17 protein-coding genes are annotated in these 24,772 nt (G+C 38.6%); 10 read left to right on the plus strand and 7 right to left on the minus strand.

From position 1 onward, the window contains the following. Window positions 1-426: 426 nt before the first annotated feature. Complete coding sequence (locus H5092_RS03675) at window positions 427-786, minus strand: DUF5522 domain-containing protein (protein WP_182732922.1); 360 nt, start codon at window positions 784-786, stop codon at window positions 427-429. A gap of 43 nt (window positions 787-829) precedes the next feature. On the opposite strand from H5092_RS03675, the gene H5092_RS03680 reads away from it, so the two are divergent. Next, complete coding sequence (locus tag H5092_RS03680) at window positions 830-1,156, plus strand: hypothetical protein (protein ID WP_024596017.1); 327 nt, start codon at window positions 830-832, stop codon at window positions 1,154-1,156. Between the two features lie 94 nt (window positions 1,157-1,250). Here the strand turns inward: H5092_RS03680 and H5092_RS03685 are convergent, their stop codons facing one another. Continuing rightward, window positions 1,251-2,219, minus strand: a complete 969-nt coding sequence (locus tag H5092_RS03685) for a class 1 fructose-bisphosphatase (RefSeq protein ID WP_182732923.1) — start codon at window positions 2,217-2,219, stop codon at window positions 1,251-1,253. 154 nt (window positions 2,220-2,373) lie between these two features. On the opposite strand from H5092_RS03685, the gene H5092_RS03690 reads away from it, so the two are divergent. Further along, window positions 2,374-4,803, plus strand: a complete 2,430-nt coding sequence (locus H5092_RS03690; RefSeq protein ID WP_182732924.1) for a zinc-dependent metalloprotease — start codon at window positions 2,374-2,376, stop codon at window positions 4,801-4,803. Between the two features lie 110 nt (window positions 4,804-4,913). Here the strand turns inward: H5092_RS03690 and H5092_RS03695 are convergent, their stop codons facing one another. Then, window positions 4,914-5,687 (minus strand): YggN family protein, encoded by a 774-nt coding sequence (locus H5092_RS03695; protein ID WP_024605080.1) that lies wholly within the window; start codon window positions 5,685-5,687, stop codon window positions 4,914-4,916. A 326-nt stretch (window positions 5,688-6,013) separates the two neighbouring features. After that, the gene (gene rapA, locus H5092_RS03700; RefSeq protein ID WP_182732925.1) at window positions 6,014-8,908 is read right to left on the minus strand and encodes an RNA polymerase-associated protein RapA; all 2,895 of its coding nucleotides are present in this window, start codon (window positions 8,906-8,908) and stop codon (window positions 6,014-6,016) included. Window positions 8,909-9,213: 305 nt separating this feature from the next. On the opposite strand from rapA, the gene H5092_RS03705 reads away from it, so the two are divergent. The 3 genes from H5092_RS03705 to H5092_RS03715 are packed head-to-tail and all read left to right on the plus strand — an operon-like array spanning window position 9,214 to window position 15,355. Further along, window positions 9,214-10,611, plus strand: coding sequence for a PhoH family protein (locus tag H5092_RS03705; RefSeq protein WP_182716620.1), 1,398 nt, complete (start codon window positions 9,214-9,216; stop codon window positions 10,609-10,611). A gap of 51 nt (window positions 10,612-10,662) precedes the next feature. Next, window positions 10,663-14,472, plus strand: a complete 3,810-nt coding sequence (locus H5092_RS03710; protein ID WP_182732926.1) for a PAS domain-containing hybrid sensor histidine kinase/response regulator — start codon at window positions 10,663-10,665, stop codon at window positions 14,470-14,472. After that, the gene (locus H5092_RS03715; RefSeq protein ID WP_024605076.1) at window positions 14,456-15,355 is read left to right on the plus strand and encodes a diguanylate cyclase; all 900 of its coding nucleotides are present in this window, start codon (window positions 14,456-14,458) and stop codon (window positions 15,353-15,355) included. Before H5092_RS03710 ends, H5092_RS03715 begins: the two co-directional genes overlap by 17 nt. 66 nt (window positions 15,356-15,421) lie before the next feature. On the opposite strand, the gene H5092_RS03720 is transcribed toward H5092_RS03715, so the two are convergent. Continuing rightward, window positions 15,422-15,802 (minus strand): DUF3192 domain-containing protein, encoded by a 381-nt coding sequence (locus H5092_RS03720; protein WP_024596200.1) that lies wholly within the window; start codon window positions 15,800-15,802, stop codon window positions 15,422-15,424. 185 nt (window positions 15,803-15,987) lie between these two features. Continuing rightward, window positions 15,988-16,932, minus strand: a complete 945-nt coding sequence (locus H5092_RS03725; protein WP_182712855.1) for a D-2-hydroxyacid dehydrogenase — start codon at window positions 16,930-16,932, stop codon at window positions 15,988-15,990. Window positions 16,933-17,321: 389 nt separating this feature from the next. On the opposite strand from H5092_RS03725, the gene H5092_RS03730 reads away from it, so the two are divergent. Together H5092_RS03730 and H5092_RS03735 are read left to right on the plus strand one after the other, a co-directional pair. Next, on the plus strand, window positions 17,322-18,455 hold the full coding sequence (locus H5092_RS03730) for a 1-acyl-sn-glycerol-3-phosphate acyltransferase (protein WP_182724716.1): 1,134 nt from the start codon (window positions 17,322-17,324) through the stop codon (window positions 18,453-18,455). Between the two features lie 105 nt (window positions 18,456-18,560). After that, on the plus strand, window positions 18,561-18,806 hold the full coding sequence (locus tag H5092_RS03735) for a DUF1289 domain-containing protein (protein WP_182196853.1): 246 nt from the start codon (window positions 18,561-18,563) through the stop codon (window positions 18,804-18,806). Here H5092_RS03735 and H5092_RS03740 read toward each other — a convergent pair. Next, window positions 18,803-19,501, minus strand: a complete 699-nt coding sequence (locus H5092_RS03740) for an ABC transporter substrate-binding protein (RefSeq protein WP_182196852.1) — start codon at window positions 19,499-19,501, stop codon at window positions 18,803-18,805. The two genes, H5092_RS03735 and H5092_RS03740, sit on opposite strands and share 4 nt — an antisense overlap. Window positions 19,502-19,620: 119 nt before the next feature. On the opposite strand from H5092_RS03740, the gene H5092_RS03745 reads away from it, so the two are divergent. From H5092_RS03745 to H5092_RS03755, 3 genes are read left to right on the plus strand one after another with little or no spacing between them, the layout of a single operon-like run. Beyond that, a complete protein-coding gene (locus H5092_RS03745; RefSeq protein WP_024596204.1) occupies window positions 19,621-19,824 on the plus strand; it encodes a DUF3283 family protein in 204 nt (67 codons plus the stop codon). A gap of 14 nt (window positions 19,825-19,838) precedes the next feature. After that, complete coding sequence (locus tag H5092_RS03750) at window positions 19,839-20,240, plus strand: GNAT family N-acetyltransferase (RefSeq protein WP_182732927.1); 402 nt, start codon at window positions 19,839-19,841, stop codon at window positions 20,238-20,240. A gap of 25 nt (window positions 20,241-20,265) precedes the next feature. Then, entirely contained in the window at window positions 20,266-24,768 is a 4,503-nt protein-coding gene (locus H5092_RS03755; RefSeq protein ID WP_182732928.1) for an EAL domain-containing protein, read from the plus strand. Window positions 24,769-24,772: the final 4 nt, after the last annotated feature.

A 24,772-nucleotide genomic window follows, 5' to 3' on the forward strand; every position in this document is an offset into this window, starting at 1 on the left:
CACTTACTCTAAAAGCGCAGCGCCTCTAAACCTTCTTGTGAATAACAGTACTTAAAATATTATTCACAAGGAGAAGTGAAAGAGAAGAAAATGAGAAGGTAAAAACCAGTGCTTACTCGTATTTGAATACTATTTTTATACAATCGCTTACTCTAAAAGCACAGCGCCTCTAAACCTCTTTGTGAATAACAGTACTTAAAAATATTACTCACAAGGAGAAGTGAAAGAGAAGAAAATGAGAAGGTAAAAACCAGTGCTTACTCGTATTTGAATACTATTTTATACAATCACTTACTCTAAAAGCGCAGCGCCTCTAAACCTTCTTGTGAATAACAGTACTTAAAATATTATTCACAAGGAGAAGTGAAAGAGAAGAAAATGAGAAGGTAAAAACCAGTGCTTACTCGTATTTGTATAAAACAGCTTTTACTTTCTAAAACCATAAGGGCAGTTTTTACAACCATTTTTGCAGCACGAACCACGCTTTAAAAAAAACCACTTACTAAATATCATGTAACCACTTTGCATGGTGTAGTCGAGCCCTTCAATTAAATTGTCGTTACCTCTAAATTGCTTTGCAAAGTCTATTTGGGTTTTAATAGGTTGTGTATAAACACCCTCTAAAAAAGTATTTATTTTATTAAGCGTGCACTTGCGGCATAAACAACTTGTTGCTGTGATATCAAGCGGTAAAATAGCCGGCAGCTCATTGCACCAACACGCTGATATATCGTCTACATTACACGTTAGAGTACTGTGGCATTGAGTACAGTTAAGTTGAGTCATTATAATTCTTTTTAGTAACAGTGAGCCAAGAATAACAAATATTATGAATACACAAAAAGCATTAGCTGAATTTATTACATTTGGAGAGCAAAGGGACGAAGCTATATCGGTTATCGTTTCAAGCCCTGCTGATAGCAATAAAGCTCACTATACTCTCTCAACCGAGGTTTTAATTGATGTGCTTAAACGCTGTTTAAGTAACGAAATAGACTTAGATGATTTGGAGCTTTGGGCAAACGTAATTGAATCGCGAGATGACATTGATTGTACTGAGCATGAAGGTTTTATTTATGCGCTCAGTAATAGCGAGCAAATGGGAGAGCTTAATCATCAAAAGCTTGCTCAAATAGTTGCGTTAGTAAAAGTTTGATTTGTTTAAAAAGCGAGGTGAAAAACCTCACCTAAAAAAAACCGCACTTCAATTGAATGCGGTTTTTTAAATTGAGGACAACCGTTTTAAGCGATTATTTATGATATCCCAAGCACGTTTCTACTTCGTTTTTAGAACCTAAAATAACGGCTACTCGCTGGTGGATTGCATCAGGCTGAATATCCATAATACGCTCGGTACCGGTTGATGCGATACCGCCAGCTTGCTCTACTAACATAGCCATTGGGTTTGCTTCATAAAGTAGGCGTAATTTATTTGGCTTTTTAGGATCTTTGGTGTCGGTAGGGTAAGTAAATAAACCGCCACGGCTAAGCACGCGATGTACATCGCCCACCATTGCTGCAATCCAGCGCATATTAAAGTTTTTAGCGCGCGGGCCTGTATCGCCTGCTAGCAAATCATTGATATAGTTTTGCATAGCTGGCTGCCAATGGCGTTGGTTAGACGTATTAATGGCAAATTCGTTTGTATCAGCAGGAATGCTTGCAAAATCTTGTGTAAGTAAAAAGCTGCCTTGTGTTTTATCAAGGGTAAACATGCGCGTGCCTTTACCTGTAGTCAGCGCAAGCATTGTTGATGGCCCGTAAAGTACGTAACCTGCAGCAACTTGCTTATGGCCGGGCTGCATAAATATGCTTTGATCAGCAGCGTCAGAGCCTTTAGGCGCTTCCATAATAGAAAATATAGTACCCACAAGTGAGTTAATATCCGTATTTGACGAGCCATCGAGTGGATCAAATGCCACTATAAATTTAGCGTCTGGGTTACCTGCTACTGTGTAGTCTTCTTCTTCAGAGGCGATTGCTTTAACCGTACCTGATTCCAGTAAAATATCTTTTAACAGCTGATTAGATAATACATCGAGCTTTTTTTGAGTTTCACCTTGAATGTTTTCATCAAGGGTTGAGCCTAATACGCCAGAAAGCGCGCCTTGACCAACGCGAAACGAAATTTCTTTACATGCCGCTAAAACTGTTCGAATTAATGATAAAAGTTCTCTTGAACAACCATCTTCAAGTAATACTGGAGGGAGTCTACGCATTCTATTTTCCTGATAACGTGTTAAAACCAATCATAATGTGAGAGAGATTAGCTTAGAGCGCTGAAATTCGTCTTAAATAACTGTATTGTTTAAATAGCACCCTATAATGGGACCACCTAATCGTACTTAAAACACAAATAACAAAGATAAGATTATGAAAAAAATACCACTACTAAGTTACATATTCTTTACTGTGCTGTGCTCTATCATAACTCAAGCGCACGCAGCAATTAAGTCAATTGATGAATTTACTATGCAAATGAATCATTTTCCGGGCTATTATTCGTTTTTTTACGATACCCAAAAGGGAAAAGTATATTTAAAAGTTGATAAGTTTGAACAACAATTTTTACTGCAACAAAGCTTGCCTTACGGTATTGGCTCTAACGATATAGGCCTTGATAGAGGTCAGCTTGGTAATACTCACCTTGTGCAGTTTGAGCGTTTTGGCGACAAAGTAATGCTGCGGGCTGTAAATACTTACTATCGTGCTAATACAAGTAACAAGGCTGAACAGCAAAGTATTAAAGAAGCGTTTGCATCAAGTATACTTGCTGGTTTTAAAGTGGTTGCAGAGGATAAAGCCACAGCACTTATTGATTATACGCCTTATTTATTAAGTGATGTACATGGCGTAAGCCGCACACTTGCTGCACGTAAGCAAGGCAACTTTAGCCTTGATGAATCACGTAGCGCCGTTTATATGAATCGCTCAAAAGCATTTGTAAAAAACACCGAGCTTGAAGCCGTACTTACATTTAAGGGCACAAAACCAGGTGAATTTGTTCGCCAAGTAAGTGCCGATCCTTATGCGCTTACTGTTCATATGCATCATTCACTTATTCAATTACCAGATGATAACTACACACCTCGTAAGTTTAATCCGCAATCAGGTTTTTGGAGTATAGAACATAAAGATTACGCAGCGCCGCTTGGTGACTCTATGTACGTGCGTTATATACCGCGCCATCGTTTAACTAAAAAAGACTCAAGTTTACCTATTAGTGAACCTGTTAAAACAATTGTTTATTACCTTGATCCTGGCGTACCAGAGCCCGTTAAAAGCGCTTTGCTTGAAGGTGGGAAATGGTGGAACGACGCATTTACTGCTGCAGGATATAAAAATGCATTTATAGTAAAAGTGCTGCCAAGTAGCGCCGACCCTATGGATATTCGTTACAACGTCATTCAATGGGTACACCGTGCAACGCGTGGTTGGTCATACGGTAGTTCTGTAATTGACCCGCGTACAGGTGAAATACTTAAAGGGCATGTAACACTTGGCTCATTGCGTGTTCGCCAAGATATTTTAATAGCTGAAGCACTCGCTGCTCCTTATTTAAAAGGCAATGAAGTTGCTAAAAACTTGCAAGCAATGGCGCTTGATCGGATTCGCCAATTAAGCGCGCATGAAATTGGTCACACGTTAGGTATTGCTCATAACTTTGCGGCATCGGTAGGGGATAGAGCTTCTGTAATGGATTACCCACATCCGCTACTTAGTTTTAATGAACAAGGTAAGCTTGATGTAACGCGCGGCTATGCAACAGGCATGGGCGTGTGGGATACCCAAGTAATTAAATATGGCTATAGCGATTTCACTAACCAAGATGAAAGCGCAGAACTTGCTGCTATTTTAAAGGAGAACAAAACTAAAGGCCTTGAGTTTATATCAGATAGTGATGCTCGTGCTAAAGGTGGCGCACATCCAACAGCTCATCTATGGGATAACGGCACTAATCCTTCTCAGGAGCTTTTACGAGTACTCGACGTACGTAAAAAAGCGCTTTCGCAGTTTGGTATTAATAATATTAAAACGGGCGACTCATTATCGCAATTAGAGGAAAAACTAGTTCCGCTTTATCTGTTTCACCGTTTTCAGGTTGAGGCTGCGGTTAAGCTTATTGCCGGTGTTGATTACGAATACGAAACACGCGGTGACTCACCCGTAAAAGGTGCGCAAGTGGTTGATAAAAAAATGCAACAAGAAGCGGTAAACGCTATTTTTGCAACGCTTAAGCCAAGTAACTTATTACTTCCTGAATCGGTACTATCACTAATTCCGCCAAAAGCGTATGGCGAGTCTAAGTCGCGCGAGAGCATAGTGGGGCGCACAGGGTTAACGCTCGATGCAATGGCATTACCCGAGGTTGCAGTGCAGCACAGCTTGTCGCTTTTATTAAACGCACAGCGTTTAAACCGCCTAGCGCAGCAGCAAGCACGTAGTAATGACTTTTATAGTTTAGATGAGTTACTTGAGGAGCTATATGGCCAAGTGTTTAACGCGTCATCACCTAATACGATGACAGGTAAAATAACTCAGCGCGTGCAATTTTTAACTGCAAAAGCCATGGCTGATTTAGTAGCAAGCGATAGTGTAAGCCCTGAAGTGCAAGCGCAGTTACGTTACTACTTAGTTAAGTTAAGTGAAGACTTTAACCAAAACTCAATGCTGAGCCATACAAGTACTGGCGAGAGTGCGTTTAAGCAATATTTAGCTGAGCAAGTAAATCAGTTTTTAATTAAAGGGAAATGGCCAAACAACTTTAAAGTGCTGCCAATCCCGCCGGGCTCACCAATTTAGAATAAAAAGTAGAAGCGCTTAGTTTTAATCAATCATTCAATCAATCATAAAGCAAAACACCGAGTATATTTATACTCGGTGTTATTTTATTCTAAAAACGAATACGTACTCTAAGATTTTATTTGCACTAAATCGTAATCGGCCATACCAGGTACTATTGCCTGTAAGCGAGACTCGGTTACATCGAGTGCATTTAAACATTCGCAATACTCAGAAGCCTTAAGCTCTAATTGATGCGCCTTTTTTTGTAGCGACTTATCAATTTCTCTTGAGATAATATCCATGCGTTGCCCCATGTCGTTAATGCGATCTTCTATATTACCTTCACGCGATTTAAACGCATCTCCAAGTGATACCAAAATAGCACCTAACGATCCATGAACAGCAGAGTGAATTTGCTGGCTGATCTCTTTAGTGAAAAAATCATCTATTTGCGAAAGTGATTGAGGGGCTATAAAAAAGAAGTCATCTCCGCGCTTAAACTTATCCATTAGCGCGCGCTCTACATACTGCAATTGTGTTTTAAGTACTTCAGGTTCTTTGTCTGACATACCTTCAACTACGTGTTCAATAGCGCTTAAACCTAAGTTAACACCATCGGTAGCAAGGTTTACTAATTCGGGGACTGTGTGGCGAATACCATTACTAAACTGTTCGAGTACTTTGCTTTCGTCATCGCTTAAATCAACCCAATAACCGCGAATAAACAGTTGGTTATTGTTATTAATTTGGACACGAGTTTGGCCTTTATCTAATATGCGAATTGCATCGTCAGTAATAATTAAACCATGACGTAATTCAACATCGCATTGGGCTTGAGCAAAGACACTAGTGCTTGAGAGCGCTATGGAAAACGCCAATATCGAACGAGATAGAAACGCCATAAACACCTCAAAAAGACTAAAATGGAAGGCGAGTAGGTTAACAAAAAAACAACTTTATGCAAGGGAAAATAAACCTATCAACTATCTCACAGAATAGTTGTATAGAGTGCAGCTTGAGTTTTTAGATATGGTTATGTTGGGCAAAATCAACAGTTCAACAAAGGGCTTAATATATAGCTAGAGAGGGTAGAAGTGGCTCATAGTAAAATAAGAACACGTGGTTTTTAAATGAAGTTTAAAAAGGTACAGCTATTTATATCAATTAAGCTTAATAGCCGACTCTAAATTTACTCTGGAGTCGGCTCAAAAGACTAAAAACTAAATATTTAGTGTGAAACCACTATTAAGCGAATTGCATCAAGTTGTAACTGCGTTTTTTCAATATACGTAGTTAGGTCGTTACGTTGCCTATCGTAGAAGGTAATTTCTTCTTGGCGAATATTCGGGTTAATTTGCTTAAGGGCAACCAGTCGCTCTTGCTCTTCACTGAGTGACGTTTGCATTTTAACAAGCGACGCTGCACGAATAACTTCAAGTTTTTCTTGTGCCATATCTTTAGCGGTAGTGATCATTGGGTGAACAGCGCTTTGCAATGCACCGGCAAGCTTACTTGCTGTTTGGCGGCCTACGGCTGATAACTGCTGATTAAAGCCTTCAAATGCCACGTTTTCACCTAGGTTATTACCTGCTTTATCGAGCAATATACGAATTGGTGTAGGCGGTAAAAAGCGACCAACTTGTAATACTTTTGGTGCCATTGCTTCTGCAACAAAAATAAGCTCAACAAAAAAGGTACCAGGCGGTAACTTTTTGTTTTTAAGTAATGCTACTGATGCGCTACCAAAGTCGTCGTCACAAATCATATCCATGGTGCCTTGCACCATAGGGTGATCCCAGCTGATAAAGTGTACATCTTCTTGCGAAAGTGCAGTGTCGCGATCAAAGGTAACCGTCATGCCATCTTCTTTAAGCGATGGGAACGATGCATTTAACATATGTTCCGTTGGCTTTAAGATAATGGTGTTTTCGCCTTTATCTTCTTGGCTTACGCCAAATGTGTCAAACACATTGATCATGTAGCTTGGCAATTCAAACTGGTTATCGAGTTTTTCGATATCAGTCACAAGCGAGTCGGCAGCACCTTGACCCGATGAATGTAGCTCTAGTAAACGATCTCGTCCGCTTTCCATTTTTTTACGCAGTACCGCATTTTGTTGTGCTACTTGCTCAAGTAATGGATCGAGTTCGTCTTCATCGCAGTTATGCGCAGAAATATATTCAAGTAGGTCATCACGGAACTCTTTATAAAGCATTTGCCCAGTTGTTGATGTAGATTCGAATGCATCTAGACCTTCGTTATACCAACGTAGCAGTACTTCTTGAGCGGTGTTTTCAAAATATGGCACATGAATGTTCACATCTTGTGTTTGGCCTATACGGTCTAATCGACCAATACGTTGCTCGAGCAAATCTGGGTTTAGTGGTAAATCAAACAACACTAAGTGATGCGAGAACTGGAAGTTACGACCTTCTGAGCCAATTTCTGAACACAGTAATATTTGTGCATTATCGTACTCGTCTGCAAAAAATGCAGCAGCGCGGTCACGCTCAATAATCGACATGCCTTCGTGAAATACCGACGCTTTAATTGCTTCACGTTCACGCAGTATTTGCTCAAGGCTGATAGCTGTTTCAGCTTTAGCACATATAAGCAGTACTTTTTCGCGCTTAAGTGTTTTAAGGGTGTCGATTAACCAATCTACACGTGGATCGAATAAACCCCAGCTTGCGCTTTCGCCTTCAAATTCTTGAAATATTTTTTCAGGAAACAGAGCACGGTGTGCACTTAGTTCAGGGTTTTGAATGCCGCCCATGTTACCAAGAACCGACATAGCCGTTTTATACTGCTTTGGCAATGCCATTGGGTAGGCGTGTAATTTACGACTAGGGTAGCCATCAATGCCGCTGCGGCTATTTCTGAATAATATACGACCTGTGCCGTGGCGATCGAGTAGCATGTTAAGTATTTCTTTACGCGCTGGTAAATCACCTTGCTGTGCTTTTTCAAGAATATCAGTAATGTCGGTTTCTTTTAATAGCTCAATTAGCGTGGCTTTGGCTGCGTCGTCCAGAGCTTGCTCTTGCAGTAATTGATTTGCAGCTTGCGCTACGTCTTTATAATTTGCTTCTTCTTCTTTAAACACGTCGTAGTCGTAAAAACGATCCGGATCGAGTAATTGTAAACGCGCAAAGTGACTGCTGTGACCAAGTTGATCAGGCGTTGCGGTAAGTAAAATAAGGCCCGGAATATCTTGGCTAAGCTCTGCCATACGTTGGTATTCTGAGCTTGGCTTGCCGTTACTGATACTTAGGTGATGGGCTTCATCTATTACTAAAAGGTCCCAATCAGCAAGCGTTGCTTGTTCAAACCAACGTTTTTTCTTGGTTAAAAACTCAAGGCTGGTAAGTACTAGTTGCTCTGTATCAAATACGTTTGGAGAATCTGCAAACGCTTCGTCGCAGCGCTCTTCATCAAAAATAGAAAAACGTAAGTTAAAGCGGCGTAGCATTTCTACTAACCATTGGTGCTGTAAGTTTTCAGGCACCACAATAAGTACGCGGCTTGCACGGCCACTAATAATTTGTTGATGTAGTATCATGCCCGCTTCAATTGTTTTACCAAGGCCTACTTCATCTGATAAAAGTACGCGTGGGGCAAAACGTTTACCCACTTCCTGGGCAATATAAAGCTGGTGCGGAATAAGATTAGCACGCTGACCAATTAAGCCTTTAATAGGCGATTGCTCACGTTCAAATTTATGTAACCACGTTTGGTAGCGAAGTGTGTAACGATCAAAACGATCTACTTGGCCTGCAAATAAACGATCTTGTGGTTTATTAAACTTAATAAAATGATCTAAAAAGGTCTCTTTTAACTTGGCTGTTTCGCCATTATCAACACGGGTGCCGTGATAACAAAGTAACTCGCCTTGTACTTCAATAGACTCTACTTCTAATTCCCATTCTTCAACGCTTTTGATCACATCGCCAGGATTAAATGCCACACGGGTAACAGGTGCTTCTGCACTAGAATAAACACGGTTTTCACCACTGGCAGGAAATAATATGCTGACCTGACGGCCTTCAATGGCAACAACGGTGCCTAATCCTAAATCTGACTCTGTATCACTGATCCAACGCTGACCTAAGGAAAAATTCATGTATGTCTCGTCTATGATGAAAAAGGCGGCTATGTTACCTGTAAGCTAACACCACTGCAAGGCGCTATTTGGCTCACTTTTAATTAATTTTGTAAGTGTTAATTATTACTATTAAAACAGCTTGTTTATGACTCTTTTTTAGGTAAATCAAAACTAATTACAGTTTGTAATAAAACGGACTTTTATGACAAATAGACTAAACTTACATTATGCCTTAGCAATTAAGTATTGCAGGTTTAAGTTTTGCCCGTTTTACTTAGTTATTTTGGTATAGCATAAAAATCATAAAACGTAAGGAAAGTGCTATGGAAAAAGCTTCGAACCTTGAAAGTAAAATGTATGTGCTAGATACCAACGTACTACTTCACGAACCACTCGCTTATTTGTCTTTTCAAGAGCATGACGTTGTAATTCCGATGACGGTGCTTGAAGAGCTTGACCATATAAAAGACAGAAAACACGACGTAAGCCGTGATGCGCGCGTCGCTATTCGTGGATTAGATGAAGTTCTTAAAAATGCAACGCCCGAACAAATGCTACAAGGCGTGGCGCTGCCGAGTAACAAAAAGGCAAAAGCGAGCTCTGCAGGTACCCTCATTATTGTAAACGACCATTTATTTGCCGACTCTATTTCTGGTTTGCCTGGTAACGAAAACGACCATCGTATAATCAATTGCGCCGTGTACTTACAAAAGCAGCACAGTGATTCAAAAGTAATACTTGTTACAAAAGACATAAACATGCGTTTAAAAGCCAAAGGCGCCGGACTTAAATATGTTGAGGATTACCGCACCGACCAACTTATTGACGATATAAGCTTACTCACTAGTGGTTATAAAAAAATTGAAGGTGATTTTTGGGATCATGTAGGGGAGTGTAATACGCAGCAACACGGACGCGATACGTTTCATCATGTGCCTAAAAACTTAATCCCTGATGTATTTTGTAATGAATATTTACTTGATGGAGGGGATCAGTTTGCGGCGCGTGTTAAATCGTACGATGACGAGCACATAATGCTCAAAGATATTGGTGTTGAGCGTTTAATGCATCAACAAGCATGGGGCGTTAAGCCCAAAAATATTTATCAAGGGATGGCATTAGATGCACTACTGGATACAAGTATTGAGCTTGTTATTTTAACAGGACCAGCAGGGTGTGGTAAAACCTTGTTAGCACTTGCCAGCGCCCTTGAAATGGTCATCGAAAAAGGTATTTACGATAAAGTAATAGTTACCCGTAATACGCCCGAAATAGCAGAGTCTATTGGGTTTTTACCAGGCACGGAGGAGGAAAAAATGGCGCCATGGCTTGCAGCCATTACCGATACGCTGGAGGTATTGCACAAAGGCGACGAAAATCCAATATCGAGTCGAAATTACATAATGGAGAAGGCTAATGTACAGTTTAAATCGGTTAACTTTATGCGCGGGCGTAGCATTCAAAATGCAGTGGTAATTTTAGATGAGAGCCAAAATTTAACGGCATCTCAGCTTAAAACGATTATTACTCGCTGCGGCGAAGGTACTAAATTAATTTGTACAGGTAACTTGGCGCAAATAGATAGTAACTATTTAACGCCAGTAACATCGGGCTTAACCTACATAGTAGAGCGCTTTAAAAACTTTGAAGGCAGCGCAACAATAAACCTCAACGGTGTTGTGCGTAGTCGCTTAGCGTCGTTTGCAGAAGAAAATTTATAACTTGCGCTTAACAAATTGGCTCGATAGTCTATCGATTGATTTTCGAGCCAAATGGCAGGCAGTACATTGAATTTTTTACCTCTGAAGCATTATTATCGTTCATTATTTATTGCGCTGTTAGTGCCATTGATTGTCGCTTTTTTACTGTGCTTGCACTTATATAATATAAAGCTTGAGCGGACGGTTGAAAAACGCCAAGCTGACTTTACAAATATTTCAGCGCAAGTTACCCACGGGATGGACTCGGTGAGTAATCTACTTACCACCATGTTTAACTTATACGAGCAAGTGACTTATCCCAAAATAAATCAAGATTTGCTCGAAGGTATAAATCAATATGATGGTTACTATTATCGTCATTTTATTGATCAAAGTACGGAAATTGTAGGTAAAGGTGAGTTTGCGTTATCTGCTAAGGCATTAATGCAGTGGCAGCAGGCTATTACATTAGGGCCTTCGTTTAATACAACGCTTGCATTAATGCAGTCGTTATCTGCTGTAGCGTATGTTGATGATAATGGTTTTGCTTATGTAAGCAGGCACAACAAAAGCCAAAGTTTAATGCTTACTGAAATTTTAAATGGAAAATTTAAGCCAAAATTTGCGCAAAACAAACTTACTTCAAGCCCTATTGTTAAAGTGAATGACAATTCGTATTTTGCTATTGGTCGACAACGAAGCACTGGCTCAGCCGATTACATTATTTTAATTTATGATGTTCAAGCAATTTCTGGGTGGTTAAAAAAGGTGTCACCGAACAGTGGTGAATACGTTTTTATGAACCAATCGCATCAAATTATCGCCAGCTCTAAACAGGTAATAGAGCAAGCGACTGCGTTAAAAAATTATTGGCCAGACTTGGCCGATCATCAGAGTCAAAAAACAGTATTAACTAGTGATAGTAATTACTTTATGCAGCCTATGGATGAGTTACCTATTCACGCAGGATTTTTCGAGCACAAACCCCAATTAATAAGCTCAATTAAGTATGAGATATTACTAGAGTTTACTTTTTTAACGCTATTTTTAAGTATTATGTTTGGCGTGTTTTTTTGGTTAAGTCAGCGCATTTTTATAAAGCCGATGACTCACTTAATGTCATACCTTGAGAGTAACGGTACACAACAAGAAGAGCAGCTAAATTACAAAGTACCACTGAGCTGGCAACCTTGGTTTTCTAAAGTGAAGCGTGTATTTACTAAAAACAAACAGTTAGTTGATTCATTACAAAGTGCAAATAAAGCTCTGGACGACCAAGTTCAGCTGCAATCAGAAAAACTAAGCCGCAGTTACGAAGCGAAAGAGCGCCACTTAGCTTTACTCAACACTATGCTAAACAGTGTGCCAGACCTTATTTACTTTAAAAATATTGATGGTTCATTCTTAGGATGCAATAAAGCATTTGAGGCATATATCGGTAAAGATCAAACTGCATTAGTTGGTAAATATGTAGATGATTTAGGTGACAATGATCAGCAAATAAATGCGCTTGAAAAACAAGTATTACAAAACAGAAATAGTGTTGAACAGCGAATAGAAACCGATACAAAATCGTATCAACTTACTATTGCACCTTTTTATAACGAGCACCAACACCTGTTAGGAACCATGGGCATTGGTCGCGATATTACCGAGCAGCAACAAACATTATTGGCCTTAAAATCATCTGAATCTAAATTTAGAAGTGCAATTGAATTTGCGGCTAACTGCGTGGTTTTACTCTCGCTTGAACACACCATATTGCAAGTAAATAAAGCAGCAAGAAAGCAGTTTTCTGATCAGCCAGTACTCGTTGGGGAGCAGTTGAAAGCATTATTTGATGACTCCCAATGGAAGCAGATAAAAAGCACTTTAGCGCAATTGCTAGATGACAAAAAACGCGTATACCATTTAACGCTTGCTCAAGGGGGCTTAACAAGCTGGTTGCAACTAAGTGTATCGCTTGTCTGGGATGAAAACCGCGATCCAGCTTATTATGTTATACACATTCAGGATGTGAGTGCATTAACTAAATCAAAACTAGATGCCGAACGAGCAACCCTAGCTAAAAGCCGCTTTATAGCCAATTTAAGTCATGAAATACGTACCCCTTTGAACGCTGTTTTAGGGTTGCTTGATATGTTAATTGAGCAAGGCTTAACGCAAAAGCAATTACAACAAACAGATCAAGCTAAGCATGCAGCACAAAGCTTGTTATTAATGCTTAATAGAATGCTTGATTTTGCACGTATTGAAGGTTCGCAAACCGATTTAAAACAAGCGTCTTTTAGCATGGTTGAGCTGGTGGATATTTGTGAAAGCTTAACGGCTCCATTGTGCGAAGGAAAAGGTATTGAATTTGTTATTGATATTGACCCGCTAATAGCACCTGATTTGATATGCGACAGTATACGTTTGCAGCAAATATTAGGTAACTTATTAACTAATGCCGTTAAGTTTACAAAAACAGGTTCCATTACTTTAAAAATGGAACTTATTGAAAGCGATAGCCTAGAGCAACAGCATATTTGCTTTAAAGTAATCGATACTGGCATGGGTATAGATGAAGCTGATCAAAGTCGCTTATTCGATGCTTTTACTCAAGGTGATGAATCTTCAACCCGCATACACCAAGGGGTTGGGCTAGGTTTAGCTATTGTTAAACATGCAGTATCGTTAATGGGTGGGGAGATTGCTTTAAAGAGTAAAAAAGGCCACGGCAGCGAATTTTATTTCAGTATTAGCTTTTTAGTTGATACCACTAAAAACACAGTGTTACCGACTAATACATTGGCTATTTTATCTGATAAAAGTAAAGAGCTTAAGCAGGTGACAAATGCATATAACGAACTTGCTAATATTAATTTAGATGAGGTACTGAAATACCCAATTAAGCTCTCTAATACTCAAAAAATAATAATTGATGCAGCTGACTTACCTGCACTTTTAAATGTTGAAGCGATTAATGATTCATTATCAGCTAAAGAAACATCGGTAATTATTATTAATCATCAGCACACACTTAATTTACCGACAAGCGAGCACTTAGCTGCGCATCACGTTAAAGCATCGGCATTAGGGCAAAGGCTATTTAGTTTGAACTCTCAGCAAAAGCCTATAGTTAATACAAGTGCCGCAGTACACAGTGCAACTGAAAGTAAAGCTGATATATCGGGTCTACTTGTATTAGCCATTGATGATAATCAGCTTAACTTAGAAATAATTAGCAGTGTTCTGCGCCAAGCAAACGTAAATGTTGTTACGGCTTTAAGCGCATCAATTGGTATGGAATTATTGCAAGTTTTGAAGCCTGACTTAATATTGATGGATGTGCAAATGCCGAAAATAGATGGCTGTCAAGCAACCGCTTTGATTCGTCAACAGTTTGACGCAAAGCAACTGCCTATTTTTGCTTTAACGGCTCATTGCGAGCCTGCTGATGTAGAACGTTCTTTAAAGTGCGGCATGAATAAACATTTAACTAAACCGGTTGTTGCTAAAGTACTTATTGATGCAATTGCTGACTTAAACTTAGTTAAACCAAGCTTTTTTGAAAAATCATTTGCTTTAACGCAGTTTAGTATGGATGAAAAACTACTTAATACGATGATTGATAAGTTTGCTAGCTTGTGTGAAACCCAGCTATCGCAACTAGAAGAAACAACCAATAAGGATGATTTGGTACGTTTAGTGCATAGTATCAAGGGTGTAGCAGGTAATTTAGGTTTTAGACGATTATCACATTGTGCTTTATTGTGTGAAAGAACGCTTAAAACAACTAATAAGCCTATTGAGATTACACTACAAGAGCTTATCATACAGCTAGAACAGGTAATTGTTTTTATAAAAGGGCTAGGGGTTAGGGATGTCGAAAAGAGCTAAAGTACTTATTGTGGATGATGATCCAATCAACAGATTAGTACTTGAAAAAACACTTAAAGCAGAACACGACGTGTTCTTAGTTGAAAGTGGTGAAAAAGCACTGACCTTTGTAAAAACAGCGCAAGTTGATTTAATAATCCTTGATGTAATTATGCCTGGAATTGACGGCTATCAAGTACTTGTGGAGCTTAAAGAAAACCCAATAACTCAGTCTATTCCTATTATATTTATATCAGCCAATCGTAGCCATGATGATGAAGCAAAGGGCTTAGAGCTCGGTGCAATGGACTACATAACCAAGCCATTTAGTCCTTCTATTGTTCGCGTTAGAGTGCGTAACCAACTCCTCATAAAGCAAAAAAATGATTTGCTAGAAATGCTAGCTTCGATAGATGGCTTAACTGAAATACCAAATAGACGCTACCTTGATGAAAACTTATCTCGAGAATGGCGCCGCAGCAAGCGAAGTGGAACACCGCTATCGGTGTTACTTATGGATATAGACCACTTTAAACGTTACAACGATTGCTATGGACACCGTGCTGGCGATGAGTGTTTAAAGAATGTTGCGCAAGCACTTGCAGCTCAATGTGAACGTGGCAGTGACTTTATTGCTCGTTATGGCGGAGAAGAATTTGCTGCTGTGCTACCAGGAATTGATAAGCACGAGGCAATGGAGTTTGCTAATAAATTACGCAATGCTGTAAATGCTTTGAATATAGAACATAAAGCTTCATTAAATGCAGACCACATCACTATAAGTATAGGTATTGCCACTACACAAAGTGGTAAAGTGTATGCTGAGCAAGCATTATTAGAAGAGGCCGATTTAGGCTTATATGCCGCTAAAGATGCAGGGCGAGATAGAATAGTCGCACGCTAAAAACTTAATATACAAAAACGCCAATATTCATATATTGGCGTTTTTGTATCAAACATTTTTTATTGGTTACTGCGTGATCATACCTAAAGCTGTGTCACCAATGCCCACTAACTTATCATTTTTAAATACAAGTGGCGTACATTCATCTTTTGTTGTTTTTGAATCTGAATGCTTGCTATGCGTTACATAAAAAAGTACTTGGTATACATCATCATCTTTTTTTAATAGCTCAGTGAAATTAGGCGTTTTTAATTGCGTTAAAACAGACTGATAGCTGCTATCCATTTTTAGCTCCGATATAACTTCACGATTATTTTTATGCTGTGCTTGCCAGCTTGATGAGTTTTTCCCTGCCCAATGAGTCTCAGCTTCGCCATCTGACACGGCAATAACACAGCCTGTTAAAAATGGAGCGATTAAAGCGGCTGCTAAAAGTGATTTTTTCATTTTTATTTACCTTAATAAGATTTTTAATTGGTTATTAACTGTATTAAAGCAAAGAGTAGACCATATTGATAAGTTGTTATGAATCAGTTTGTTAAGTGAGTTAAGCTGTTTTTATCTAATAAAATATTAAATATATTAGTAAAAACAGCCACTTTTTAGCTTATTTGATTACTACAATAAAATGATTAAACCAAGCGGTTGCGTGATTCACCTTTAGTAAATGCCGCAATATTCAAACTTACTTCATTAATTAAACGCACAATAGATTCAGTACTTGCCCATGCAATATGTGGAGTAAGTAATAAGTTATTGCCTGTGTAATTAGCAAGTGGATTTGAAGTTTCAGCAGGTTCTTTAGTTAGTACATCAACACCCGCTCCAGCAATTAGGTTTTGCTTAAGCGCTGTTGCTAAGTCGGCTTCGTTAATAATACCACCACGTGCTGTATTAATAATTATAGCGCTTGGCTTCATCATTTTAAGCTCATTAAGTGCGATTAAATCACGTGTTTCATCTGTAAGCGGGCAGTGTACGCTGATTATATCGGCTGTTTTAATGACGTCTTCAAAAGGCGTACGACCATCGCGACATTTAACCCCTTTACGCTCTGCAACAATAACATTAGCGCCAAATGCCTCAGCCACTTTAGCAACGCCTTTGCCTAACGTACCGCCGCCTATAATGGCAAATGTTTTACCTTGCAAGTCGTTAAAGCTGTAATCGAGTATGCAAAACATTTCACTTTTTTGCCATGCGCCTTGCTGGCAATCCGCCTGATAGCGGTGGGTGTTACCCAGTAAGTTAGTAATTAAAGAAAATGTATGTTGAACAACTGAAGGGGTTGAGTAGCCAGCTACATTAGTTACGGCAATACCAAATTCTTTAGCGGCTTCTAAATCAACATTATTAGTACCGGTTGCACTTACGCAGATTAATTTCAGCTGTGTTAGCTGACTAATTGTATCGCGATTCAAAACTGCTTTATTAGTGATTAATACATCAGCGCCTTGGCAATGCTCAATAACTTGCTCTGGGCTGGTAAGTTCATAAGTCGTTAATTTACCAAGTTGTTCTATACACGAAAGAGATGTTTTAGCTAACGTTGCGTTATCAAGAATAGTAATGTTCATTATGAGCCCTAAAATAAGTGGATCTGAAAGAGTTAAAATCGTAAAAAAGAGGCTTACGATCCATAAAAAGTCTAAAATATGGGCTTAAGGTACTACGAAAGAAAGGCTTTGTTAATGGTATTACTACCAAAAGATTAGAGGGCTATGTAGTAGTGGTCTGCCCACTAGCAGATTGAGAACATGGTATTTTGCTAGACTGATCAGTTTTTTTGCACTTATAAGCAAGCCTATGGTCATAGAAGGTAATTAAATTCGGCTTTAAAGCAAGTTGCTAAAATAAAAAATCGTTTTTTTGGTTATTTCGCATTTTAGATTGGCTGAGTTATAATCGGATATAGACATAAACGGTGCGCTTTAGCGTGCCGTTTTTTAACATTGTAGATGTAGTAATGAGTGAATTAGAAGATAAATACGCAGATATACGCCCATACAACGACGACGAAGTTGCGGCGTCGCTTACACGTTTGATTAACGATGATGCGTTTATTGATGTAATAGCAAAGTATAATTTACCGCGCTTTTTATCGGCAGTGCCTTTTATTGCACGTCCAATGGTAAGAAGTCAGTTACGCAAAAAATGGGGCAAAGTAAGCACCGTTGAAGATGTGCAAAATGAAGTGGCGCAATACTTAGATAAACTAGTGAAGCGCACCACATCAAAAGTTACCTTTTCTGGGCTAGATCAGTTAGACGCTAATCAGGCCTATTTATTTATTTCAAACCACAGAGACATAGTGCTTGATCCTGCATTAGTTAATTGGGGTTTATATCAGCATAAAATGAAAACAGTGCGTATTGCTATTGGCGATAATTTATTGCAAATACCTTACATTACGGAGCTTATGCGTTTAAATAAAAGTTTCATTGTTAAGCGCTCTGCTAAAGCACCAAAAGAAATGTTAAAAGCATTAACCCAGTTATCGTCATATATCTATGACTCTTTAATCGGTGGAAATTCTATTTGGATTGCACAAAAAGAAGGGCGTGCAAAAGACGGTTTTGATCAAACAGATCCTGCCCTTTTAAAAATGTTGCAATTAAATGGACGTAAACAAAAGAAAGAATTTGGCGATTATATTAAAGAGTTAAAAATAGTGCCTGTTTCTATTTCTTATCAATATGAACCGTGTGCAATTGCTAAGGCTAAAGAGCTTTATCATAAACAGCATCATGGTGAATATATTAAGGCAGCGGGTGAAGATATTGCCAGTATTGTTGAAGGTTTTAGTTCAGCTAAAGGGCATGTGCATTTAGCATTTGGACAACCAATCGAATCTAAATGTGATAGTGCTGAAGAGCTTGCTAAAACAATTGATAGGCAAATTGTAGATTCGTTTTATTTGCACCCAGGTAATTACATTGCTGGTGGCTGTAAAGAGGCGGTAATAGACTCTCCAGATACAGCGACGTTTGAACAGCGTTTAGCCTGTGTACCAGAAGAGTTAAAACCGTTAGTGCTGGCCATGTACGCTAAGCCATTTCACCGTAAAACAGAGATAAATACCAATAGCTGTGAGTATTAATAATCCCAGCTCAACAAAACTAAGCAGCAATTAAATTGCTGCTTTTTTTTTGCTCAAAAATAACGCTATACTAATACCTCCTCTTCAACTGGGCGGTACTTATGCATGCAACAAATTGAAATATTTGATATTCCAAGTCCTTGCAAAAGTATTTGCTTAGTTAACAACAGAGGGTATTGCAAAGGGTGTTATCGTAGTCGGGATGAGCGCTTTTCGTGGAATACCTTATCGAACGACCAAAAAAAGAAGGTGCTTAGTTTGTGCCAGCAGCGCTACAAGCGCTACCTTCAAAAAAAGCAGCAAAATGCAGTGCCAATCACGCAGGCGCAGCAGCAAGGGTTCGACTTTTAAAAGCTTAATCCATATTTGGCTCTTAGTGCGTACACAGTGCCATTGTTAGTTAGGTTAATTAATGACATTTTAAGCTTTTCTACTAAGTTTTCATTACGTTTATTTAAATAATGATAAAGCGGATAAGTACTCAATACTTCTTTTACAAAACAGCCTTGAGGTGACGGGAGCTCATTATTTTGCATTATAAAGTTAATCATCAAAGCTCCCTGTACTTTTTTCTGAGCAAGCAAATTAAGTTGGGTATTCATGCTTTTAACTTTAATAATATTCCCTGCAAACTGTGTGCTTGCTAAATAATGTTCTTGCACAGGGTAGCCATCAACAATTGCGACGCTATCGAGCTGTTCTAAACTGTTAGGTAAACAGTTTTTATATAATACTAAGTCAAACTTAAATAGCTCATAATCGACTCTAATTAAGTTTTCGTAATTTTCTTCAACGCTTGCATCTCTTCCTAACTGCCCATCAAGTACGCCATTATTTGCAGCGAGCAAAGCATTTTGGTGACTAAAATCGATTATATGTATTTTAAAACCGATATCTGCGTATGCTAACTTTAATAGCTCTAAGGCATAATCAGCTTGAGGTGTACTTTGCGGACGATTAAAAGTGAGGTTGTATTGATGACTAAAACAAGAGGCACTAAAAAATAAATTTACCAATAATAACAAGATACTAAAATGTCTATTCATTATCAGTTCCAATTACTACAGAAATAAATAAAATAAGACGCGTATAATAACAAGGAGATTACCTCTTGCCCAGTTTAGAGGGGGAATCAAATAATCTTAAAAGCGAATGAGGAAGTATTGTGAGTTTTAATTTATGCCTATTACCACGTGAAGAAAAATATCAAATTCAGTTAGATTATGAAGCGTCTTTTTGGGCGTATCAAATTAAGCGTAATAAAAAAACGAGAGAGCAAGTTTACAACACAATCCACAGCCGCCCAGTGGCAGAGCAAATGGTTTTGAAACAAAAATTTGAACAGTATTTAGCGCTAATGCTTAGCTAAATATCGATATAAAAATGTATAAAGTTGAAGTGTTAAATGAACTAAAAACCCCACTTGTGAATAAATTTTACAAAAAGCACAGCGTAAGAGGGCGTGCTAATAAACAAGATAAAGTATGGGTTACTTACTATAATAATGAAATAGTTGCAGCATGTAGGTTACAAGATAAAACAGATTTTTTATTTTTATCTACCATGTTTGTTGCGCTGGAACATCGCGGTAAAGGGATTGCAAAACAATTGCTTTCAACACTCTTAAAGTCGCAAAATAGAGAGATAAAGACCTTCGCATATGAAAACGTAGTTGATTTATATTGTGCTATTGGTTTTAACCAGGTGTTAACATATACTCTTGCTTTACAAGTACTTTTTGATACTTACAAACATCGAAATATAGTCGCTCTAGAGTACCCATAATAATAAATAATAATATGGAATAAGCATGAGTAAATGCGTTAATGGGATCATTAGTTGCTTTGTAGTTTTAATAACTATTCTAAGTTGCCAAGTAGGGGCACAAGTAAAACGCTTATCTCCAAGCGAAGGCTTATCGCAAAGCTACGTTAATACAATGCTTATAGACACTAACGGTTACCTTTGGCTTTCGACAGAGGCCGGGCTTAATCGTTATGATGGCTATCAAGTTATTCCAATAAACGGCCCTAATGGTGAGTTAGAAGAGGCGATCATCGATCGTATTTACCAAGACCCTCAAGGGCACATTTGGATAGCCTCTTTACTTGCAGGCCTATTTAGATACGACCCCGTAACAGATTCATATCAGCAATTTCTAGAAAAACCCACCAGTGAAGAAGAAATTATCAATCAGTCTGTTTTTAGTATGGTGGCTGTTGATAAAAAAACACTTTGGATTGGGCGAGGCCGCGACTTTGCAAAGCTTGATATCGCAACCGGAAAAATAACAACTATTTTTGAACTGCCTGCTAAATATAAAAATACCCTTGTGAGAAAGCTGTTTGCCTACAATGGTTATATATTTATAGGTACAAGCCATGGTGCATACGTATTTGATATTGCCACCGAGCAAGTTAGACCTCTACAGCATTTAAAAGGTGAAGCTGAACATATTTACCAAAATAATGTGAAGTCTTTCGCATTAGGTGAAAATAAACAGTTGTTAGTAGGGGCGGTACAAGGCTTATACGAAGTTGATATTAGTAACTTATCAAAAATGTTTGAACGCCCAGATTTACCTTTTAAAAGTAAAGTATTACTAAGTGACTTAAATGTTTGGAGCATAGTAAACGAACACGGAACAATAGATTTAGCTACCGACAAAGGCTTGTTTAAATTTGATTTAAACACAAAAGAGATGATTAAAAATACTCGAATAGCCAAAAGTAAGTACACACTTGCCGATACCAGTATTATTGATATGGCTAAAGATAAATCGGGTGGTACATGGGTTGCGACTAAGACTGATGGAGCGTTTTACTTATCTCACGACAGCTATCATTTTAATAATGTCGATGGCACTTTGCTCGGGGGGGATGGTTTATCACATCACTCTATCTGGGGGATTACCGAATATAAAGACAAGCTTTGGCTTGCAACGCATAACGGTATTACCGAGGTTGATTTAAAAACAAATATTGGTAAAGCTTATTTAAAAGACTACAAAGTCGACTTACTCACCACTGAGTTTACCGTATATGAAATAACGCCCTATAAAGATAATTTATGGCTTTATACAAACCGTGGTTTATTTATTTTTGACCCTGTAACGCATCAAGTTAGCGAACCAAAAGTGCATAACCCTGCTGATCAAGAGCTGATTACTGGTAGAGTGCATGGCGTTACACTCATGCCAAATGGCGATCTATACTTTGTGCACTCAGATCATGGGGTATTTATATACAATATAGATTCTCAAGTAATAACGCGTCTGGGTGGCCAGTTTGACCAGTTTGAACCCTTTTTAGCTCATGGCTTTTTACCCGCGTTGAGCAATAAGCCAGACTCGCCACTATTTTTTAATGCTGGAATTTTATATCAAGTAAACCCAAGTGATTTAGCACTTAAAATGATTTACAAAGTGCCAAAGCAGCACGAAAACGTAGCCATTAGCGTGCTTTCTTATTTAATTGATAACAACAATATATTGTGGATATCACTTTCTAATTTTGGCTTGATAGGCCTTGACGCATCTACTTATCAATTAGTACATACAATCGATTTAGAGAAGAATAAATTAGGCACATTGCTTTACGATATGGTGCTAGATGATGATGGCATGATCTGGATGAGTAGCCATAAAGGCATTTGGCGATTAAACCCAGAAACACTTCATTTTCAACAATTTTCTACGTCAGAGGGGCTACTCTCTGCTGAGTTTAATAGTAACGCCATGGCACAGCTTAAAGATGGCCATATTGCGTATGGTAGCTTAAAAGGTTTTACTTATTTTCACCCAATGGAAAACCAAAATTACCAGTCACTTATTGATCACGTAAATATTACGCGAGTTGATTTAATGTCACGAGATCTATCGCTTGATTTAAAACAGCCTCTTAACGAGGTTGTGTTAAACCATGATGATATTGGGCTTGAAGTGGCATTTTCGGCTATGGCATTTAGTAATCAAGAACGCATTATTTATGAGTATCAACTCGATAACGGACAAAAAAGTTATACTCGAAATAACAACCGCGTATTGTTTCCAAAATTGAATCCAGGTAATTACCAATTAAAAGTTTGGGCTAAAGACCCCCTGACTGGCGAATATACCTCGCCTGCTATTTTAAAAATAAAAGTAAAGTATCCGCTTTGGCGTGCACCTTATTTTATGGTGCTTTACGCCATGCTGTTTATTGGTTTTGTTGCTATGTGGGTTATGCGCCGTAATAAAATTCAGCGTATTTTATTGGCAGCAAATAAAGAAAGTAAAGAAAGCGAAGCGCGTTTAAAATTAGCACTTGAAGGCAGCGAATCGGGTGTCTGGGATTGGGAGTCGAGCAACCCAAGCATTTACCAACCCCGCTTAGCGAGTGAGTTAAGCTACGAAAATGAAACCGTAAGCCTTGATGAATATTTATCTAAAATTCATCCGCAGGACAAACAGCTATTTCGCTTAGAGTGGCTTGAATTTTTATCTACCGATAAAGGCTACTTTAATTGTACCTACCGCCTGCGCCATGCAAAAGGCTATTGGCGCTGGTATAAGGACTTTGGAAAAGTAGTTGAGTGGGATGATAAAACGCCACAAAAAGTAGCGGGTACTTATACAAATATGACCCGTGAGATGGTGTTTGAAGAACACGCTTTACTATTTACGGCAGCATTTGAGCAAACACGTGATTGGGTGTTTATACTCGATAAAAACTTAAATATTCGGGCTTCTAATAAATCACTGCAAACCGCCTTTAACTTCTCCGCTGAGTCGTTATCTAGCCGGACTTTAAATTTAGGTATATCGCGCAGCAATCGTTTTGATTATTTACGCATTATGCAAAAGCTATCTGTTGGGGAGCATTTTTCGTGCGAAGACAGTGTGGTTTTAGCTAATGGTGAATCGCGTCATGTACTTGTGAAAATAAGTGCAGTGGCCGATAACGAGCAGCGCCTTAATAGTTATGTCATTATTTTAACCGATATAAACGCACAAAAATCAGCTGAAAACGAGCTGCACCTATTGGCCAACTACGATGCCTTAACTGGGCTGCCAAATCGTACATTATTTAATGACCGCGTTGAACACGCCCTTGAACAAGCAAAACTGCATGGATGCAAAGTGGCTTTGTTACATATCAATATTAAACGTTTTAAATACTTTAATGACTCATTAGGGCACGAAGCGGCTGATGAGCTAATTAAAGAAGTTGCTGAGCGCTTAAAGTGCTCTTTGCGACCATCGGATAGTGTTGCGCGATTTGGTGGTGATGAGTTTGTCGTGTTAGTAGAAGATATTCATCAGATAGAGCAAGTACTTATAATATGTACTAAGTTGATGGATTGCGTGAATCAAAATATTGCGATTAATGGTCAAGTTGTAAACGTTAATTTAAGTATTGGTGTGTCGATATCGCCAGATGACGCAGAGCAAGGCCCCGCACTTTTAAAAGCTGCGAGCATAGCGTTATATCATGCAAAAGACTCTTTAGAAGGGCGCTACCAGTTTTATAAGCAAGAGATGAACCAGCATGTTCAAAGAGCGCTGCATCTTGAATCTCAGCTTACTAGAGCGTATCGAGAAGAAGAGTTTTGTAATTACTATCAGCCTATTATTAATGCTAAGAGCCAAAAAACAGAAGGCTTTGAAGTGCTGCTGCGTTGGCCCGAAAATAAACTAGTACAAACTCAAGAGTTTTCGCTGGCTGCAGAGGGGATAGGCTTAATTACAAAAATTATGCTGCAGACCTTTGCGCGCGCTTTATTGGAGTTAAAAGAGTGGCGAAAAGCCTCACCTAACCTGTATTTATCTATTAACTTATCAGCACTAGATTTTGAGTTTAAAGAACTCGTACCTGAAATTAAAAAAGCGTTAAATAATTCAGGTGTATCATCTGAGGCAATTGTTTTTGAAATAACCGAATCAATATTAATGCGTGATTCAAAAGAAGCGCTGCACAGCATGGAACAACTTAAAAAGTTGGGTTGTAGATTGTACATGGATGATTTTGGTACAGGTTACGCATCACTTACTTATTTAAAGCGTTTCCCTATTGATGTACTTAAAATAGATAGAAGCTTTGTACAAGACATAGGCATAGACTCTGATGATGAGGCCATTATCCAATCAACACTCGCGCTTGCAGATAGTTTAGGCAAAGAGTGTGTCGCTGAGGGCGTAGAAAGCTCGCACCAACTTGCTTTTTTAAAGGCGAGAGGGTGCAAGCATTTCCAAGGGTATTTATTTAGTAAACCGGTACCTAATACCGAAGTACTCGCGCTTATTAATCGCGATTGGAGTGATATATTCAATTGAGAAT

The sequence above is a fragment of the Pseudoalteromonas sp. SR41-7 genome (assembly GCF_014163935.1).
Lineage (GTDB): Bacteria > Pseudomonadota > Gammaproteobacteria > Enterobacterales > Alteromonadaceae > Pseudoalteromonas > Pseudoalteromonas distincta.

Bases quoted from the DNA above. Each gene is read 5' to 3' on its own strand.
- H5092_RS03685 (WP_182732923.1), bottom strand. From the start codon at position 2,219: ATGCGTAGACTCCCTCCAGTATTACTTGAAGATGGTTGTTCAAGAGAA.
- H5092_RS03740 (WP_182196852.1), bottom strand. From the start codon at position 19,501: ATGAATAGACATTTTAGTATCTTGTTATTATTGGTAAATTTATTTTTT.
- H5092_RS03725 (WP_182712855.1), bottom strand. From the start codon at position 16,932: ATGAACATTACTATTCTTGATAACGCAACGTTAGCTAAAACATCTCTT.
- H5092_RS03715 (WP_024605076.1), top strand. From the start codon at position 14,456: ATGTCGAAAAGAGCTAAAGTACTTATTGTGGATGATGATCCAATCAAC.
- H5092_RS03710 (WP_182732926.1), top strand. From the start codon at position 10,663: ATGGCAGGCAGTACATTGAATTTTTTACCTCTGAAGCATTATTATCGT.
- H5092_RS03705 (WP_182716620.1), top strand. From the start codon at position 9,214: ATGGAAAAAGCTTCGAACCTTGAAAGTAAAATGTATGTGCTAGATACC.
- H5092_RS03690 (WP_182732924.1), top strand. From the start codon at position 2,374: ATGAAAAAAATACCACTACTAAGTTACATATTCTTTACTGTGCTGTGC.
- H5092_RS03675 (WP_182732922.1), bottom strand. From the start codon at position 786: ATGACTCAACTTAACTGTACTCAATGCCACAGTACTCTAACGTGTAAT.
- rapA (WP_182732925.1), bottom strand. From the start codon at position 8,908: ATGAATTTTTCCTTAGGTCAGCGTTGGATCAGTGATACAGAGTCAGAT.
- H5092_RS03720 (WP_024596200.1), bottom strand. From the start codon at position 15,802: ATGAAAAAATCACTTTTAGCAGCCGCTTTAATCGCTCCATTTTTAACA.
- H5092_RS03695 (WP_024605080.1), bottom strand. From the start codon at position 5,687: ATGGCGTTTCTATCTCGTTCGATATTGGCGTTTTCCATAGCGCTCTCA.
- H5092_RS03750 (WP_182732927.1), top strand. From the start codon at position 19,839: ATGTATAAAGTTGAAGTGTTAAATGAACTAAAAACCCCACTTGTGAAT.
- H5092_RS03735 (WP_182196853.1), top strand. From the start codon at position 18,561: ATGCAACAAATTGAAATATTTGATATTCCAAGTCCTTGCAAAAGTATT.
- H5092_RS03755 (WP_182732928.1), top strand. From the start codon at position 20,266: ATGAGTAAATGCGTTAATGGGATCATTAGTTGCTTTGTAGTTTTAATA.
- H5092_RS03680 (WP_024596017.1), top strand. From the start codon at position 830: ATGAATACACAAAAAGCATTAGCTGAATTTATTACATTTGGAGAGCAA.
- H5092_RS03730 (WP_182724716.1), top strand. From the start codon at position 17,322: ATGAGTGAATTAGAAGATAAATACGCAGATATACGCCCATACAACGAC.